The sequence below is a fragment of the Lysobacter sp. 22409 genome, assembly GCF_052045105.1.
GTDB classification, from domain to species: Bacteria; Pseudomonadota; Gammaproteobacteria; order Xanthomonadales; family Xanthomonadaceae; genus Lysobacter; species Lysobacter antibioticus_B.
The window spans coordinates 23,659-40,406 of the sequence record NZ_JBQEOE010000003.1 but is presented as its reverse complement, the minus strand read 5'-3'; the positions used below and the strand labels follow the sequence as shown (position 1 = coordinate 40,406).

Below are 16,748 nucleotides of genomic sequence, written 5' to 3'. Positions count from 1 at the left end.
GTTCCGACACGAGGAATACCGTCATGAGCAATTACTGGCCCGAGCAGAATTTCGATGCGGGTAAGTTTCACCTGCAGTTGCATCCCTACCTGGCTGCGCCCGAGAACGTGTTCGCGCCGGACGCTGCCTTGCAGTACGGCGGCGACTTCAAGACGCGTTTTGCACGCGCTGCGCCTCAGAACAGCGAGATCGGGTTGATCCAACTGATCTTCCCGCAGACGGCGGTGTTCCCGCATACCCAGATCCGTCAGTGGAACGTCGACAAGCGCGACCCCACTGTGGGGCAGCAACCGATGCGCAATTGCTTGTATAGCGAGCCGGGCGTCTTCATAGGCGCGCATTCGCAGTACTACGCGGGTCAGCCGACCCGCCATCTGTCGCCGACCGAATGCTGGCTGATCGATACGCCGCGCGAGTTCAACAACCGCTTCGTCAATGGCCGCTTCGAGGGCGACACCACCACCAAGTTCGCCAATTACGTGGTCGACATGCCCAGCGGCAAGGTGTTCGACCAGGGCATGGTGTGGGGTTATCACGTGGTACAGAACTCCAAGAAGCCCAACGAATTCGAGCCGGTGGTGGTCGCACCGAAGGAATCGCGTCTGCGCGAGAACAACGAGCACCTCGATGCCATCGCGCGTTTTCTGCGCATCACCCGGGATCAGGTCAAGCGCTATATCGCCTAGCGTTGAGGACTCGCGAATCGCGCAACGGAATCGTTCGACGGTCGCCAAAACAAAGCCCCGCCGGAGCGGGGCTTTGTGCGGTCCCTTACGAATGCACCGCTCGCTTTACTGCGGTGCCTGCTCGACCACCACCTGCATCTGCGCACTCGTCGCGTGCCCATTGGTGATCGTCACCAGGTAGTCGCCGCTGGTGGTCAGGTAGTTCAGGTTGAAGGTCGCGGCCTCGTTGGCGTTGCCGCTCGACACCACCGGTCCGCCGGTCGGCGTCTGGACGCCATAGCCGACGACGCTTCCCGTGGGAGCGGTCGATTGGCCGGCGACTTTCAGCAGCAGCTTTTGTCCCGCGACCACAGGCAGGGTCATTCGCATGACTTGGCCGTGGCGTGGAATCGTCACGGTCTGCGGCTGGTCGAGGCTCAAGGTTCCGGAGAGTTCGCGGCTGAGGGTCGCGGTCGTGCTGAAGGGGCTGTAGCGGTCGGGGTCCTGCCAGTACGGCTCCAGGGCGACCAGATAACGGCCGGCCGCGAGGTCCTTCAGACGCATGCTGCAGGGACCTTGCATGACGCAGTAACCCTCGCGCGTGGGGCCGTCGGCCAGCGGAACCACGAAGATCTTGTAGTCGCCCGAAGCGCCGTCGAGCTGGAACTCGCTCAAGCCCAGGTCGAGGTATTCGCCCTGCGCCGCATCGAAGGTGAAATACAGCGACTGACCGTGAAGCTGAGTGGCGAAGTTGACCGGATCGCCGTCGGCGACGATATGGCCGCTTTCTCCGAGCACGAGTCCGATCTTGCCGCTCAACTGCATCGCCTTGGATGGATCGACGAACAGCATGTATTCGCCGGTCAGCGCAAGCGCGTCCAGGTTGAAGGTGTAACCCTTTTGCGACCTGCCGGTGCGCTGACTGCCATCGGGCAGATACAGGGTGTAATCGACATCCCCGAACGCCGGCACGGTCGCGACATTGGAGATCGTCAGTGCCAGGTTCTGTCCGGCCACCGCATTGAAACGGTAGCGGCCATTGAGGCCCGGGCGGTTCAAGGAGATCGTGGTCGGGGCGTTCGCGCCCACGCTGCCTTCCAGGTCTGAGCTCAGTGTCGCGAGCAGCGAGCGGGCCGGCGGCGGTGGAGCGCTATCGGAAATCCGGACCGTGTAGATACCCGCATCCAGGTTCTTGAAGTTCATGCTGCAGCCCGGCGGTGCGCACGACTGCGAATGCAGTTGAGTGCCATCCGGTCGGTAAGCCTTGAGCAAGGCCGCAGCCGAAGTCGAGCCGCTCAATTCCGAAATGCCGAGGCCCAGGTTGGCGCCTTGTTGCGCTTCGAAACTCAGGTGGATTTCCTGGCCCGCGGCCTGGGTGGACATCGGCACGGAATCGCCGTCGACCGTCAATACACCGGTCTTGGGTGTGTGCAGGATCAGTTGCGCGTTGGCGGTTTCGCCTTCGGTGGGGTCGATTCTGATCGTATAGGCGCCTGCGGCGAGACCTGGCAGAAAGAGCGATTGGTCGGCATCGACCGAACGGTGCAGGATCAGGCTGCCATCGGGCTTGTAGACGCTGTAGGCGACGCTGCGGCCGACCGGTTGGGTCGCGTGTTGGTAGACGCCCAAGGCCACGTCCTGTGCCTGGGGCAGGTTGAAGCCGAGCAGGGCATCCTGGCCGGGGCGGGTAATGGCAAGGGCGAATGGAGTTTCCCCGAGCAGCGACCCGGTGAGCTGGGTACTGGCGGTCGCACGCAGGCTCAGTTTCTGCTGGCCCAGCGGTTCGACGACGATGCTGTAATTGCCGCTGGCGAGATTCGTCAGGTTGAGGTCGCAACCGCCCAGCGAGAGGCTGCACTCTTCCGTATGCACGCTGGCGCCGCCGCTGGACAGGACGCTGACTTTGACGCGGCCGTTGCCGAGGTCTGGGGCCGACAGTTCGCTGAAGCCGAGGCCGATATTGCCGGTCTGCGGGTTCGACATACGGAAGTAGAAATTCTGTCCGGCGTTCTGTGCCGCGGCGTCGATGCTGCTGCCGTCGAGCGCAAGGCTTTCATCGACGCCGGTCGCGAGCCACAGGTCCATCGACACCGTGGCACCGAGTTCGGTATCGACCAGTACCGAATAACGTCCGGTCGCCGGCAGGCTGGGCAGATTGAGGGTAGCCGCCGGCGAGCGCGAGCTGTTGGTTTTCAAGGCGATTCCGTCAGGCCGGTACACGGTGATCGCGACCGCCCGATTGGCCGGGGCGCTGAGCAACTGCGAGTACGCCAGTGCCACGGTTTGCCCGGCGCTGGCATCGAACCACAGGCGCGCATTCTGGCCACGACGATCCAACGCGAACGGCGTCGGGGTCGAAGGCAGGGGACCTGTTTTGTCGTTGCTCAAGGTCGCGGTGACCGAGACCCGGGCCGTGGCCGAATACGAGCCGAGTCGGATGTTGTGCATACCGGCCGCCAGGCCGCTGAGATTGAAGTCGCAACCGCCGTTGGCGACGAAACAATTGCCCAGCGTGCTTTGGCTGCCATCGGGTTTGGTCAGCACTGCGATCGCCGGGTCTCCCGCTGGCGCACCGGTAAGGGCCAGGTTGCTGAAGCCCAAGCCCAGCTTGGCCCCCGCGGTGACGTAGAAATCGACCGCAGCCGATTTGCCTTCGGTCGGCGAGGCCAGGTCCATCGAATCGCCGTCGGCGACCAGTACGTCGCTGAAGCCCTGGGTCAGAGTGATCTGAGTATTCGCGGTTTCGCCATAGAGCGGGTCGACCAGGACGGTGTAGCGTCCGGTGCTCGGCAGCACGAGGTTGATCGAGGCGGTCGCCGCGGAAATCACGCTGGTCTTGATGGCCGCGCCGGCCGGGTTGTAGACGACGTAGCCGATGTCGCGGCCGGCCGGCAGCGTGGCTTGCCCGGCGATGCGCAGGCTGACTTGCTGATTGGCGCTGCCGTTGAACACCGGACGGCCGTTCTGGCCGCGATAGCTCAGGCTCAGCGGAAAGGCGGCGCCGGGCTGAAGCAGCGTTCCAGCGTCGCGACTCAGCGTGGCCTTGAACTTGATCGTTGCGGTACTCGAGGTCGGACGCGCGCTCAATACATAGCTGCCGGTGCTGAGTTTGGCCAGGTTGAGCGCGCATCCCGCGTATTGAGCCGTGCAGTTGGTGCTGACCACGGTGCTGCCGCTGCGGGTGACTTTCACGGTCGCCGAGGTGCCTGCGCTCAAGTTCAGCTCGCTGACGCCCAGGCCGTAGTCGCCGGTTTGCGAGATCGTGAACGGCACGGTGATCTCTTGCCCCGGCGTCTGCGACTCGACGTCCACAGGGTTGCCGTCGGGTGCGAGCGTGCCGCTGACCGATGCCGTCGTCGAAGCGGCCGCCATGCGCGGTGCGGTCGCGACCGGCGCTGCGGGTTGCGGCGATGGGCGCGGGCCGGCCGTCCCGGTTTCGAAATCGATCAGCGTCGTCGCCAGCGATTTGCCGTTGCGCGCGTGCACGCCGTCGACCAACAGCGAATACGCTGCGTTGGGTTGCATCGGTTGCCGCGGCGTCACGAACAGCAAGCGGCCGGCCTCGGCTGGAGTGACCTGGACGGCGGCGAAGCCGCGCGGGCCGAGCAGGGTGACGCTGGCGGCGTTCAATTCCGCCACGCGCAAGGGTTGGTCGAAGCGCAGCGACAGTCGCGAGTCCGGCGCAACACCCTGAGCCAGGTCCTGCGGGAAAGCCGCCATCAACTTGGGGGCCCGGCCGTTGTCGGTGGCCTGGGCAGAAGCTACGCCGGCGGCCTCGAAGCTCTGCCGAGCCGGGTCGTAGCGTTGATCCTGGGCGATAGGGCGGCCTTGGCCGTCGACGCCGCCGGAAAGGCGCACACGGCCGTCGTTCTCGATCCGGCTGCGATGGCCGATGCGCGGTGGAGTCGAGAGCCCCTTCGGCACCGATACCGAAGCGCTGCGTTCGTCCCACAGCTCGGCCTGGGCGATGCCGACGCTGCCCGGGGTCCAACCGCCGGTGAGCAGCAGGCGGCCGTCGCTGAGTACGGTGGCGGCATGGCCGGCACGCGGCAGCAGCTTGAGCGGGCCGCTGCTGCTCAAGCTGCGCGATGCCGGGTCGAACCACAGACCGCCTTGATGTACATGACCCTTGCCGTCGACGCCGCCCCAGATCAATACCCGTCCGCTCGGCAGCAGGCTCAGGCTGGCCCAGCGGCGCGGCGAGGAAAGCGGCCAGCGACGCAGGGCTGCGCCGCCTTCGCGGTCCTCCATCAAGACCAATGCGGCGCCGCTGCGCTCAAACACCAGCCAGCGGCCGTCCGGCAATTGCGCGCGGCCTTCGCGCGCATCGGCCGCCAAGCGGTGAGCGAGCGTTTGCGGCAGTGGCTCCGAAGCGGCGCCGGCGCTGCTCGACAGCAGTGCCGACGATCCCATCGTCAGGGTCAGGGCCAAGGCCGCTGCGCTCCAACGCCAATTCCTGCGAACTTCCTGTTGCTTGGGCCTCATGGCGGGTTCCTTGTGTAGAGACGTTTCGATGGAGGCGGGCAGCCACCTTGGCGATGACGCACGAGCGAACCGAGACGGAACACGGTCGGTCCGAATGCGTGCGTGCATGTCGCGGGTGCTCTCCCCAGAGCGACCCCGGAGAAAACGGGGCCTTGAACTAATGACGGATGGATGGCGGCCGGCATGGGTTCGGATGCCAAGCGAAGCTCGCTGTGCACCGACCGAGCGACGGGTCGCGCCGCTATTTAACCCGAAGCCCGGGCGCGACGGTAGACGGGTGAATGTGCTTCATCCTCGCCGTGGCGTTCAGTTTGAAACGCTTGCGTCGCAATGCCTGAGACCTTGTCTTGTCAAGCTGCAGGGCAGCACGGAGTCCTGCGTTTCTGTCATCAACTTGCATAGATCTTGAATCCAAGATCAGCAACCCGCGGCGCTTCTGCAAATCGCTAATTCCTTCTTCACCTTTTTTTATCGGGCCGATCGACACCATGCGCCGGCTTGCAGCAAATACAGCAAAGGCACTGATGAAAATGCGCGTAGACGTATTCGTGGTGGGTGAGGACGAGGGTTATGTGGTCGCACCTGCCGACAGCTGGTTGCCGCTGGACGAAATGAAGGCCCTCGGCGCCTTGCGCTTCGGTTGGACCATCGACACTTCGATGGCGATGCCGAAGCTGGACTGGCACACGATCGCCAAGGACATCGATGCGCGCGGCTACAGCATCGTCGCCTCGCACGACGTCGGCGGCCTGCTGGCGATCCCGCAGCAGAATCTGCGCGCGATCTATCCCGAACACCACCAGCCCTTCGCGGCCTGAGCTCTCGGCGCCGCGGGGTCGCCTGCGGGCGGTCTTCGGGCGCGTTCGGCGAAGCGAACGCTGGCTCGATCGATTCAGGTGGGGCGGCGAGGCTCCGGCGCCGTTTGGAGCGGCGCGCCTTTGGTTCTGTCGGCTCATCGATCCTCGGCGAAGCCGCGGACCGTGTCGCTTGCCTCGGCGGATCAATGAGTTGCGCGGCCAATCTCGCAGCATGCGACTGCGAGCGGCTACAGTGCGGCTTCGTGCCGCATCGATTGTCAATCGCCACCCATGTCGAATATGTCCAAATCGCCCGGCAAGTCCGCCGCCAAGGCCGCCCGCACCGCCTACGTTTGTTCGGAGTGCGGCGCCGACTACAACAAATGGCAGGGGCAGTGCGGCGAATGCGGCGGCTGGAACACCCTAAGCGAGTTCATCGTCGAACCGGCGGCCAAGGCCGGCGCGGGCGGCGGCGTGGCCGCCAGCCGCCGTTCGAGTTGGGCCGGACGTGTCGATGCGCCCGCGGTGACCGCTTTGAAGGACGTGCGCCATAGCGAAGAGTCGCGGGTCAGCACCGGCATCGGCGAGTTCGACCGCGTTCTCGGCGGCGGCCTGGTGCACGGCGCGGTCGTGCTGGTCGGCGGCGACCCCGGCATCGGCAAGTCGACCCTGTTGCTGCAGGCGATCACGCGCATGGCCCAGACCCTGCCGGGTTTGTATGTCACCGGCGAAGAATCGCTGTCGCAAGTCGCCGGCCGGGCCGCGCGCCTCGGCCTGCCGCTCGACGGCGTGCATGCGCTGGCCGAGACCGGTGTGGAGCGCATTCTCGAACACGCCGCCGCGACCAAGCCGGCGCTGATCGTCGCCGACTCGGTGCAGACCCTGTGGACCGAACAACTCGGCGCCGCGCCGGGATCGGTCAGCCAGGTCCGCGAAAGCGCGGCACGGCTCGTGCGCTACGCCAAGGAAACCGGCACCGCGGTGTTCCTGGTCGGCCATGTCACCAAGGAGGGCGGCATCGCCGGCCCGCGCGTGCTCGAACACATGGTCGATGCGGTGCTGTATTTCGAAGGCGAGAGCGGCAGCCGTTTCCGCGTGCTGCGCGCATTCAAGAACCGCTTCGGCGCGGTCAACGAGCTCGGCGTGTTCGCGATGAGCGATAAGGGCCTGCGCGAGGTGCCGAATCCTTCGGCGATCTTCCTGTCGGGCAGCCGCAGCCCGCAGCCGGGCAGCTGCGTCATGGTGACGCGCGAAGGCACCCGGCCGTTGCTGGTCGAGGTGCAGGCACTGGTCGATTCCTCGCCGCTGTCGAACCCGCGCCGGGTCGCGGTCGGCATGGAGCAGAACCGTCTGGCGATGCTGCTCGCTGTGCTGCATCGCCACGGCGGCATCTCGGTCGGCGACCAGGACGTGTTCGTCAACGTGGTCGGCGGCATCCGGGTGCAGGAAACCGCGGCCGACCTGCCGGTGCTGCTGGCGGTGCTGTCCTCGCTGCGCGATCAGCCATTGGCCGAGCACACCGTCGCCTTCGGCGAAGTCGGCCTGTCCGGCGAGATCCGCCCGGTGCCGAACGGCGAGGACCGTCTCAAGGAAGCCGCGACCCACGGCTTCAAGCGCGCCATCGTGGCCAAGGGCAACGCCCCGCGCGGCGGCCGTATCGGCGAGATGGAAGTGATCGCGGTCGAACGCCTGTCCGAGGCCTTGGACGCGGCGTGAGCGGCAGCGAGCGCGAACTCGGCAAACCAGGCGGGTTCGCCCGCTGGGTATCGATCGTCCTGCATCCGTTCGCGGTGTTCATCGCCTTGACGATGGTCAGCGTGCGGGTGCTCGCGCCGCAGGCGTTCTGGTCGGCGGTGTGCGGGGTCGCGGTGGCGGTGTCGGTGAGCTGGGCTTTCGTGGTCCAGCGTCGCCGGAGCGGGCAGTGGTCGACTGTGGATGCCTCGCATCGCAGCGAGCGGCCGCTGCTGTATGCGGTGTTGCTCGCGGTGCTGGCGATCTGTTGGTGGTGGATGCGCGAACGCGCGGCACCAATGGGGCAGGGGATACTCGCGGTCGCGGCGATGCTGGTCGCGGCGGCCTTGCTCAACCGCTGGATCAAACTGTCCCTGCACATGGCGAGCCTGGCGTTCGCCGGGGTGTCGCTGTTTTCGCTGCGGTCGGCGCTGGCAACCGTTGCGCTGTTGCTGCTGCCGTTGTTGGCGTGGTCGCGCCTGAAACTGGCGCGACACACCCTGGCCGAAGTGATCGGCGGAACGCTGCTCGGCGCAGCGTTCGCCTGCGGCCTGCAGGTCCTCGCCGGCTAAGCCGGTGGAGGCCGGGCCGGCGAGGTAAGTCGAACCGCGCCGGCCTCAGGCCGCCGGCTTGGCCGCCTTGCCGTGCGCATTGATCAGTTCGACCAGCTTGGCTTCGTCGTAGCCCTGCAAGCTCTGGTCGCCGATGTACAAGGTCGGCACGCTCTTGATCTTCAGGCCGTCGGCCTCGACCTTGGCATCCTTGTCCTGGTCGATGATGCGTTCGACGAACTTGACGTTCTGTTTCTCGAGCACGGCACGCGCCTGTTTGCAGAAGGGGCAGGTCGACAACGAATACATCACCACCTCGCCGCCGGCCTTGGCGTAGACCGACGAGTAATCGCCCTGGGTCACCACCGCACCGCCGCCGCCTCCGCCGTTGCCGAGCAGGCCGCTGTTGCGGACCAGGTAGCCGGCACCAACGCCGAGGCCGAGCGCCAGCGCCACGACCAGGATCGTCGTCAGGATCGATTTGAAGTTCATTCCATGTCCTCGTAGAGCCGGAGCGTGCGCGGGCCGGCGGTGGCTGTGATGGGGTGATCGCGCAGGCCAGCGAGCGCGGCCGCTGCAGGGCGGATGCGTTCGCCGACAGGCGATGGGGGTATGCGGGTAGCGGCCAGTACGGCGATCCGGGCGGGTGCCGGGCTTCGGGAGCGGTGTAACGGAAGCGATGCGGCCTGCGGAGATAAGCCGGTGGAGGGCGTCAACGTCACTGTTGCTCCTGGTCCGTCACTGGACGCTCGGAGTTATAGCACCGTCGCGATCCGGCGCGATGGCCCGGCCGCTCTGCCGATGTGATCGGCGTTGCTAAACACCGCTCCGGTCGCCAGTTGGAGCGTTCGGCGCGTTCGTGGCGAACGTTCCGACTGCCGCGCCCGGTGCGCCGAAGACGGTCTTCGCTGCGATGCATCACGATCTTGCGCATCGAACGCGGCCGGCAGGCGTGTTGGCGCCTGCCGGCCGCGCGAGCGGCTCAGGGGATCGGGCAACCGCAGGAAATGCCGCAGCTGCGCCAGGTGATCTGGCAATTTTGCGCGGGGTAGCCGGCGTCGATGCAGTAATCGAACTCCGCCTGGCAAGCATCCCAACAGCTCTGGCAACCGCCGGAGCCGATGGCGCTCAACGAAAACGCCATGCCGAAACAGAACGCGCAGATGGCGAACAGCTTGGTGGTCGTGCGCTTCAACATCAGTCCTCTCCTTGAGCCCGTCATGGGCGATGAGGCCGCGATCGCGGCCGTTCCTGGACGCTCCACGAGAACAGGCGGCGTTGCGTCCCCGGCGCCGCGCGTGCAACGGATCCGCCGTCGCCTGGCGAGGATGCCGAATCGGCGCGGCGCGCGCCGGGCAACTGTCAAAACAGACGGTCGTCGCCCGTAGCCAAACGTAGCGTGGCAGCCGCGACGGTCAACGAAAGCACCTGTTTTCCGCAGTTCTTCCTGGAACGGCGATGGCCGTCGAGAATTCGCGATCCCGCTGCGGCGCAGCAGAAATTTGTGATCGCCGCTCAGGAATATGAACATGCGATGGCACAAATTCGACGCTTCGTCGTGACATGGAGCGTGCGATGGCGCTGCGTATCCTGTTCCTGTGCACCGCGTACAACGGCCTTGCGCAGCGCGCCTGGGTCGAGCTGACCGATCTCGGCCATGAGGTCAGCGTGCAAGTCGCCGCCGATGCCGACACGATGCGTGCCGCGGTCGCGCGCGAGCGGCCGCAGCTGATCGTCGCGCCGATGCTCAAGTCGGCGATTCCCGACGACATCTGGACCCACCACACCTGCCTGATCGTCCACCCCGGCATCGTCGGCGACCGTGGGCCGTCCTCGCTGGACTGGGCGATCCTCGACGGCGAACACGACTGGGGGGTAACGGTGTTGCAGGCGGCGGCCGAGATGGACGCCGGCGACATCTGGGCCAGCGCCGGCTTCGCCATGCGCGGCGCGTCCAAGAGCCAGCTGTATCGGCACGAAGTCACCGATGCCGCGATCCGTGCTTTGCTGCAGGCGGTGGAACGCTACGCCGAGGGCGGCTATCGCCCGCAGCCGCTCGACTACGGTAGGGCCGAGGTGCGCGGACGCCTGCGCGCCTCGATGCGCCCCTCCGAACGATCGATCGACTGGCAGCTCGACACCGCGTCGGTGCTGGCGCGCGTGCGCTGCGCCGACAGCTATCCGGGCGCGCGCGCCGAACTGGCCGGACTGCGTTGCCAAGTGTTCGGCGCCCACCCCGAGCGCGCCTTGCGCGGCCGTCCGGGCGAGCTGCTCGGATGGCGCGAAGGCGCGGTCTGTGTGGCGACCGGCGACGGCGCGGTCTGGCTCAGCCATCTGCGCGAAAAGGACGGGATCAAGCTGCCGGCGACCCAGGTGCTCGGCGAGCGGCGCATGCAGGGGGTGATCGAGCGCGCATCGAGGCCGGCCATGTCGGTCGCCGGGCGGCGCGACCACGGTTACCGGCAGATCCGTTATCGCGAAGTCGGCGCCATCGGCTACCTGCATTTCGACTTCTACAACGGCGCGATGTCGACCGCGCAATGCGATCGGTTACGCACCGCTTTCCTGCAGGCGCGGCAGCGCCCGACCCGGGCGATCGTCTTGATGGGCGGCGCCGACCTGTGGTCGAACGGCATCCACCTCAACACCATTCAGGCCTCGAACGATCCGGCGCTGGAGTCGTGGCGCAACATCCTGGCGATGAACGCTCTGGTGCGCGAGATTGTGCTGACCGACAGCCACCTGGTGATCTCGGCGATGCAGGGCAATGCCGGTGCCGGCGGGGTGATCCTGGCCTTGGCTGCGGACCAGGTGTGGGCGCGGCGCGGCGTGGTGATGAATCCGCACTACAAGAGCATGGGCGGGCTATACGGCTCGGAGTATTGGACCTATCTGTTGCCGCGTCGGGTCGGCGACACCTTGGCCCAGGAGCTGACCGAGGGCCTGCGTCCCATCGGCGCCGCCGGTGCTGAGCGCATCGGCCTGATCGACGCTGCGTTCGGTTCGAGTGCAGCCGATTTCGTCGCCCATGTCGAACAGCGCGCGGAGCGCGCGGCCGATCCGGCGAGTTGTCGCAAGGCCTTGGCGCTCAAGCGTCGCCGCCGCGCCGCCGACGAACGCCGCAAGCCGCTGGAAAGTTACGGTGCCGAAGAGCTCGCGCACATGTACCGCAATTTCTTCGGCGCCGATCGCAGCTACCACGAGGCGCGGCAGCGTTTCGTATTGAAGTGCGCGGCGGAGGTCTGCGAGGCGGCGCCGGTGGCGCAGCCCACGGTGCGGGTGCCGGCCTGAGTCCGGCATCGATACGGCTGCGGCCGTGAGGGAACAAGACGCGAAAGGCGACAGGCCGGACGAACCCGGCCTGTCGTTGATAGCATCCGCTGCGGCGTTACCAGTGCGGCAAGGTGCTGGATCGTGGGGGGAGCGATTCGCCGCGATCAATGTCCGCCGGCTGCGGCCGCGCCGCCGCCGAGCTTGGCGGTGAACGGCGGTTTGGCGAACCAGACGATGACGATCACCGCCAGGAACAGGATGCCGAGCAGGTGGAAGATCTCGTTGAAGCCGATCTGGGCGGCCTGCTGCGAAATCATCTGGTTCAGGCTGACCGCGCCGCGTTGCAGGTCGCCGCGGCCGAGCGTATCGACGGTCTGCAGCACCGCCGGGTCGTAGGCGCCGATGTGCTCGGTGAGTTGTGCATGGTGGATAGTGCTGCGCTGGTTCCAGCCCCAGGTGGTCAACGAGGCGGCGAAGCTGCCGCCGAGGGTGCGCACGAAGGTGGCCAGGCCCGAGCCCGCGGCGATCTCGTGCGGCTCCAGGTCCGACAACAGGATCGTCAGCACCGGCATGAAGAACAGTGCCACGCCCAGGCCCTGCCACAGCTGCACCATCGCGACGTGGTTGAAGTCGACGTCGAGGTTGAAGCCTGAGCGGATGAAGCTGGTGAAGGCCATCGCGATGAAGGCGAAGCTGGCGACCATGCGCAGATCGAAGCGGGTCGCGTACAGGCCGACGAAAGGCGTCAGCAACACAGGCAGGATGCCGATCGGCGCGGTGGCGAAACCGGCCCAGATCGGGGTATAGCCCAGGTTGCGCTGCAGCCACAGCGGCACCAGCAGGCCGACCGCGAAGAACGCCGAGTAGGCCAGCACCATCGCCGCGGTGCCGGCGGCGAAGTTGCGATGGCGGAACAGGCGCAGGTTGACGATCGGGTCGCGCTCGGTCAGCTCCCAGATCACGAACACGGTCAGCGCGATCACCGAGACGATCGCCAGGATCACGATCTTGGTCGAGTTGAACCAGTCTTCGTCGTTGCCCAGGTCGAGCAGGACCTGCAGCGCGCCCACGCCGACGATCAGGGTCATCAGCCCCATGTAGTCCATCTTCGGGCGTTCGAGTTTCTCCGGGCGGCCGCGCAACTGGCTGCCGACCACCAGGCTGGCGAAGATGCCGATGGGAATGTTGATGAAGAAGATCCATTCCCAGCTGTAGTTGTCGGTGATCCAGCCGCCCAGGATGGGGCCTGCGATCGGCGCCACCACCGTGACCATCGCCAACAATGCGATCGCCTGTCCGCGTTTATGCGGTGGGTAGATCGAGATCAACAAGGCCTGGGTGACCGGGTACATCGGGCCGGCTACGAAACCCTGCAGGGCGCGCGCGGTGACCAGCAGGCCCATGCTGCTGGCCAGGCCGCACAGCAGGGATGCGACCACGAACGCCAGCGTCGCCCACATGAACAATTTGCGCTCGCCGAAGCGGCGGGTGAAGAAACCGGTCAGCGGCAGGGCGATCGCATTGCTGACCGCGAACGAGGTGATGACCCAGGTCGCCTGGCTGCTGCTGCCGCCGAGGTTGCCGGCGATGGTCGGCAACGAGACGTTGGCGATGGTGATGTCGAGCACCTGCATGAACGACGCCAGGGCCAGGCCCAGCGTGGTCAGCGCGATGTTCGGCGGGCGGAAGCCCGCTTGCGTGGGCGCTGCGGGGGCGGCGCCGGCATTGGCCGTGGTGGCGGACATGGATCTGCCTGTCTGTTCGGTTGGGCCGCGCGGGCGCGGGACCAAAAGCGGGAACCAAAGCGTCCGATTCCCGCCATTCCGGCTTGTGCCGGAATGGCGGTCTCAGAGCTCGCGACGCATCGCCGGGGGAGGGGACGAAGCGGCGCCGATGGCGCGGCTGCTTCGATGCGATGCGTCGCGACAGACGAAGAACGACGTGGGGGAGGCGCTTCGTCTTTGCTGCGGGGTAGTTGCGTGACCGGATCGCGCCTGAGAAGCGGATCCGGTCGCGCGTTCGTCAACCGTGGTGCGTGCCGGGCAAATTCTCGCGGACGATGTTCGCGATCACCGCATCGGCTTCGGACAACTGCTTGGCATAGGCCTGGGTGCTCAGCAGCGGCTTGGCCGGCGGCGCGGCGGCGAGCACGGCGCCGCCGCGTTCGCGGATGCCGACGTCGACGTGCATGCTCAGGCCCAGGCGCAACGGGTGTTCGACGAGTTGCTTGGGCTCGATTTCGATGCGCACCGGCACGCGTTGGATGATCTTGATCCAGTTGCCGCTGGCGTTCTGCGCCGGCAACAGCGAGAAGGCGCTGCCGGTGCCCATGCCGAGGCTGACCAGCTTGCCCTGGTAGGTCACGTCGCTGCCGTACAGGTCCGAGTGCAGTTCGACCGGCTGGCCGATGCGCATGTCGGCGAGCTGGGTTTCCTTGAAGTTGGCTTCGATCCAGACCTGCTCCAGCGGCACGATCGTCATCAACGCGGTGCCGGGCTGGACGCGTTGGCCGAGCTGCACGCTGCGCTTGGCGACATAGCCGTCGACCGGCGCGACGATGGCCGCGCGCTGCAGGTTCAGATAGGCCTGGCGCAATTGCGCCGCGGCCGCGGCGACTTGCGGCTGCTTGGCGACGGTGGTGGCGTCGACCAAGGCGCGATTGCGCGCCAGCGAACCGCGCGAGGACGATAGTGCCGCTTCGGCCGCGGCGAGTTCGTCGCGGGCGTGGGCGAGCTCTTCGGCCGAGACCGCGCCGCCGGCGACCAGGCCTTCGCGGCGCTTCACGTCGGCACGCGCCTTCTGCACCGCGACTTGGCGTGCCGACAGATCGGCTTGGCCGGCATCGACCGCGCTGAACAGACCGCGCACTTGGCGCACGGTGTTGGCGAGGTTGGCGGTGGCCTGGTCGTAGGCGACCTGGGCGTCGTTCGGATCGAGCTGGACCAGCACTTGGCCGGCGCTCACCTTCATGCCGTCGTCGGCGCCGATGCTGACCACGGTGCCCAGGGTTTGCGGGGTGATGCTGACGACGTTGCCCTGTACGTAGGCGTCGTCGGTGTCCTGATGCCAACGCAGCACCAGCATGTAGTACAGGCCCCATGCGATCGCGGCGACCGCGACCACGCTGAGCAGGATCAACAGCGCCTTGCGGCGCTTGCCGTTGGACGGCGGGGCGGCGGCTGCGGCCGCGGCTTGCGGATTGATTTCGGTGGTCATGGCGTGGAGGCCTTGGCGATAACGCTGGAATCGGAAATGGCGACGGGGTGCTTCGCGGCGACCGGGTCGGGCGCGCGCAGTTCGAGACCGCCGCCGAGCGCGCGGTCGAGTTCGATCGCCGCGGCCAAGCGTTGTGCGCGCAAACCGGCGAGCTGTTGGTCGAGCTGCAACAGCGGGCGCTGCGCCGACAGCACGTCGAGCTGCGTGCCCAGGCCGGCGCGGTAGCGGGTACTGGCGATCTGCCAGGCCTGTTGCGCGGCATCGCGCGCCTGCTGCGCCGAAACCAACTGCGTATCGAGCGAACGCGAGGCCTGCAGGGCATCGGCGACTTCGCGCAAGGCCGCGACCAGGTTCTGGTTGTAGTTGGCGACGGCGAGGTCGTACTCGGCATCGCTTTCGGCGAGTTGGTTGCGCAGACGGCCGCCGTCGAAGATCGGCAGGCTGATGGCCGGGCCGCCCTGGATCAGCACGGCATCGCTGCCGAACAGATCCGACAGGCCGCCCGAGGCCAGCCCGAGCATCGCGCTGAGATTCACGCTCGGATAGAAATCGGCTTTGGCGGCCTTGATCCCGTGCGATGCGGCTTCCACGCGCCAACGCGCGGCGACCACGTCGGGACGATGGCCGAGCAATTCGCTCGAGGTCACCGCCGGCACCGCCGGCGATTTCGCGCTGAGTAGGGACGGGCGCGCGATGTCGAGGCCGCGGTCTGGGCCCTTGCCGAGCAAGGCGGCGATGGCGTTGCGGGTGGCATCGATCTGCTGCTGCGCCGATTGCATCTGCTGATCGGCGGCGGCGCTGGCGCTTTCGGCGTTGCGGATCTGCAGTTGATTGTCGAGACCGGCCTTGACCCGCTGGCGGCCGAGGCCGAGCAGATGCTCGGAGCGTTGCTTCTCGGCCTGGGCGACGTCGAACCCGGCATAAGCCTTCGCCAGCGAGACGTAGGCGCGGGCGATGTTCGACGACAGGGTCAGGCGCGCGGCCTGGGACTCCACTTCGGCGGCGCGGGCCTGGCCGAGTGCGGCATGCCAGCGCGCGCGTTTGCCGCCCCACAGATCGGGGCTGTACTTGAAGCTCAGCGACAGCACTTCCACGCCGCTGTATTTGCCGCCGAGCGGTTCGGGGGCGACCGTCTCGGGCAGTTGCAGGCCGGAATACTGGGCGCTGCCGCCGAGGGTGGCCTTGCGCGCGGCATCGGCGAGGCCGGCCTGGGCGACGGCCTGGCGCACGCGCGCGTCGGCGGCGTCCAGGCCCGGCGTGCCGGCCAGGGCTTCGTCGATCAAGCCATTCAATTGCGCGTCGCCGAGCGAGGTCCACCAGTCGCGCTTGGGGAACGTCGCCTCGGATAGCGACGTCTCGGACCGCGGGGCGCCGGCGAAGCTGCGCTGGGTCGCCAGGTCGTCGGCGTCGAGCGCGCGCCCTTCGGGGACAAGGCCGCGGGTGCTGGCGCAGCCGGCGAGGATCAAGGCCGCGGCGAGCGGCGCGAGCACGAGGAGCAGCCCGCGGCGCGGGCGAGTGTCGATGGGTGACATGGCTCAGGAACCGGAAAGGGAGAGGTTGTCGCGAACCTGTTCGAGCAGACGGTAAAGCTGGTCGCGGTCGTCTTCGCTTAGGCCGGCCATCGCGCGTTCGCGCACGCGTCGGCCGCATTGGTCGATATCGCTCCAGATCGCCGAACCGGCCTCGGTCAGGTGGATGTTGATGGCGCGGCGATCGTCGGGATCGGCGACGCGCGCGACCAGGCCGCGGCTTTCCAGCTTGTCGAGCAGGCGCGTCATCGCCCCGGGATTGAGCTGGGCGGCGCGGGCCAGCTCGGTCACGCCGGCGGTGCCGATCGCGAGTTCCTTGAGGGTGATGAACTGGCTGAAGGTCAGATCGTGGCCGGCCTGCGCCAGCTCGCGTTCCATCTGTGCCCACATCGCGTCGCGGACCTGGCGGAACAGCAGGCCGAGGTTCGAGGTCGAGCAGGGCTGGTTCGGATTGGGGGTGGTCATGGCGCCGAATAATCTGCGCCCAGGCAATAGTTGTCA

At 67.0% G+C, this 16,748-nt stretch carries 12 protein-coding genes; 5 read left to right on the top strand and 7 right to left on the bottom strand.

Annotated features, from left to right (window positions below; genetic code table 11):
• The first annotated feature begins 23 nt into the window (after window positions 1-23).
• Entirely contained in the window at window positions 24-686 is a 663-nt protein-coding gene (locus ACTJJK_RS02245) for a hypothetical protein (RefSeq protein ID WP_440729353.1), read from the top strand.
• A 105-nt stretch (window positions 687-791) separates the two neighbouring features.
• Here the strand turns inward: ACTJJK_RS02245 and ACTJJK_RS02240 are convergent, their stop codons facing one another.
• On the bottom strand, window positions 792-5,150 hold the full coding sequence (locus tag ACTJJK_RS02240; protein ID WP_440729352.1) for an Ig-like domain-containing protein: 4,359 nt from the start codon (window positions 5,148-5,150) through the stop codon (window positions 792-794).
• A 524-nt stretch (window positions 5,151-5,674) separates the two neighbouring features.
• On the opposite strand from ACTJJK_RS02240, the gene ACTJJK_RS02235 reads away from it, so the two are divergent.
• The 3 genes from ACTJJK_RS02235 (at window position 5,675) to ACTJJK_RS02225 (ending at window position 8,250) form a co-directional block, all read left to right on the top strand.
• Window positions 5,675-5,968, top strand: coding sequence for a hypothetical protein (locus ACTJJK_RS02235; protein ID WP_031371736.1), 294 nt, complete (start codon window positions 5,675-5,677; stop codon window positions 5,966-5,968).
• A 279-nt stretch (window positions 5,969-6,247) separates the two neighbouring features.
• Window positions 6,248-7,663, top strand: coding sequence for a DNA repair protein RadA (gene radA, locus ACTJJK_RS02230; protein WP_031371737.1), 1,416 nt, complete (start codon window positions 6,248-6,250; stop codon window positions 7,661-7,663).
• A complete protein-coding gene (locus tag ACTJJK_RS02225; RefSeq protein WP_440729351.1) occupies window positions 7,660-8,250 on the top strand; it encodes a hypothetical protein in 591 nt (196 codons plus the stop codon). Before radA ends, ACTJJK_RS02225 begins: the two co-directional genes overlap by 4 nt.
• Window positions 8,251-8,295: 45 nt before the next feature.
• Here ACTJJK_RS02225 and ACTJJK_RS02220 read toward each other — a convergent pair whose 3' ends face one another.
• Both ACTJJK_RS02220 and ACTJJK_RS02215 read right to left on the bottom strand, forming a co-directional pair.
• Window positions 8,296-8,721 (bottom strand): glutaredoxin family protein, encoded by a 426-nt coding sequence (locus ACTJJK_RS02220; RefSeq protein ID WP_223619380.1) that lies wholly within the window; start codon window positions 8,719-8,721, stop codon window positions 8,296-8,298.
• Window positions 8,722-9,211: 490 nt separating this feature from the next.
• Window positions 9,212-9,760: a hypothetical protein gene (locus ACTJJK_RS02215; RefSeq protein ID WP_152566189.1), complete on the bottom strand. Its 549-nt coding sequence runs from the start codon at window positions 9,758-9,760 to the stop codon at window positions 9,212-9,214.
• Between the two features lie 44 nt (window positions 9,761-9,804).
• Here ACTJJK_RS02215 and ACTJJK_RS02210 point away from each other — a divergent pair, with 44 nt between their 5' ends.
• Window positions 9,805-11,520 carry a hydrogenase maturation protein gene (locus tag ACTJJK_RS02210; RefSeq protein WP_200875817.1) on the top strand — a complete coding sequence of 572 codons (1,716 nt, stop codon included), beginning with the start codon at window positions 9,805-9,807 and terminating at the stop codon, window positions 11,518-11,520.
• Window positions 11,521-11,666: 146 nt separating this feature from the next.
• Here the strand turns inward: ACTJJK_RS02210 and ACTJJK_RS02205 are convergent, their stop codons facing one another.
• The 4 genes from ACTJJK_RS02205 to ACTJJK_RS02190 form a co-directional block, all read right to left on the bottom strand.
• Window positions 11,667-13,247: a DHA2 family efflux MFS transporter permease subunit gene (locus ACTJJK_RS02205; RefSeq protein WP_031371742.1), complete on the bottom strand. Its 1,581-nt coding sequence runs from the start codon at window positions 13,245-13,247 to the stop codon at window positions 11,667-11,669.
• 277 nt (window positions 13,248-13,524) lie between these two features.
• Window positions 13,525-14,718 (bottom strand): efflux RND transporter periplasmic adaptor subunit, encoded by a 1,194-nt coding sequence (locus ACTJJK_RS02200; protein WP_440729350.1) that lies wholly within the window; start codon window positions 14,716-14,718, stop codon window positions 13,525-13,527.
• On the bottom strand, window positions 14,715-16,250 hold the full coding sequence (locus tag ACTJJK_RS02195; protein ID WP_440729349.1) for an efflux transporter outer membrane subunit: 1,536 nt from the start codon (window positions 16,248-16,250) through the stop codon (window positions 14,715-14,717). Before ACTJJK_RS02195 ends, ACTJJK_RS02200 begins: the two co-directional genes overlap by 4 nt.
• A 3-nt stretch (window positions 16,251-16,253) precedes the next feature.
• Window positions 16,254-16,712, bottom strand: coding sequence for a MarR family winged helix-turn-helix transcriptional regulator (locus ACTJJK_RS02190; RefSeq protein ID WP_031371745.1), 459 nt, complete (start codon window positions 16,710-16,712; stop codon window positions 16,254-16,256).
• Window positions 16,713-16,748: the final 36 nt, after the last annotated feature.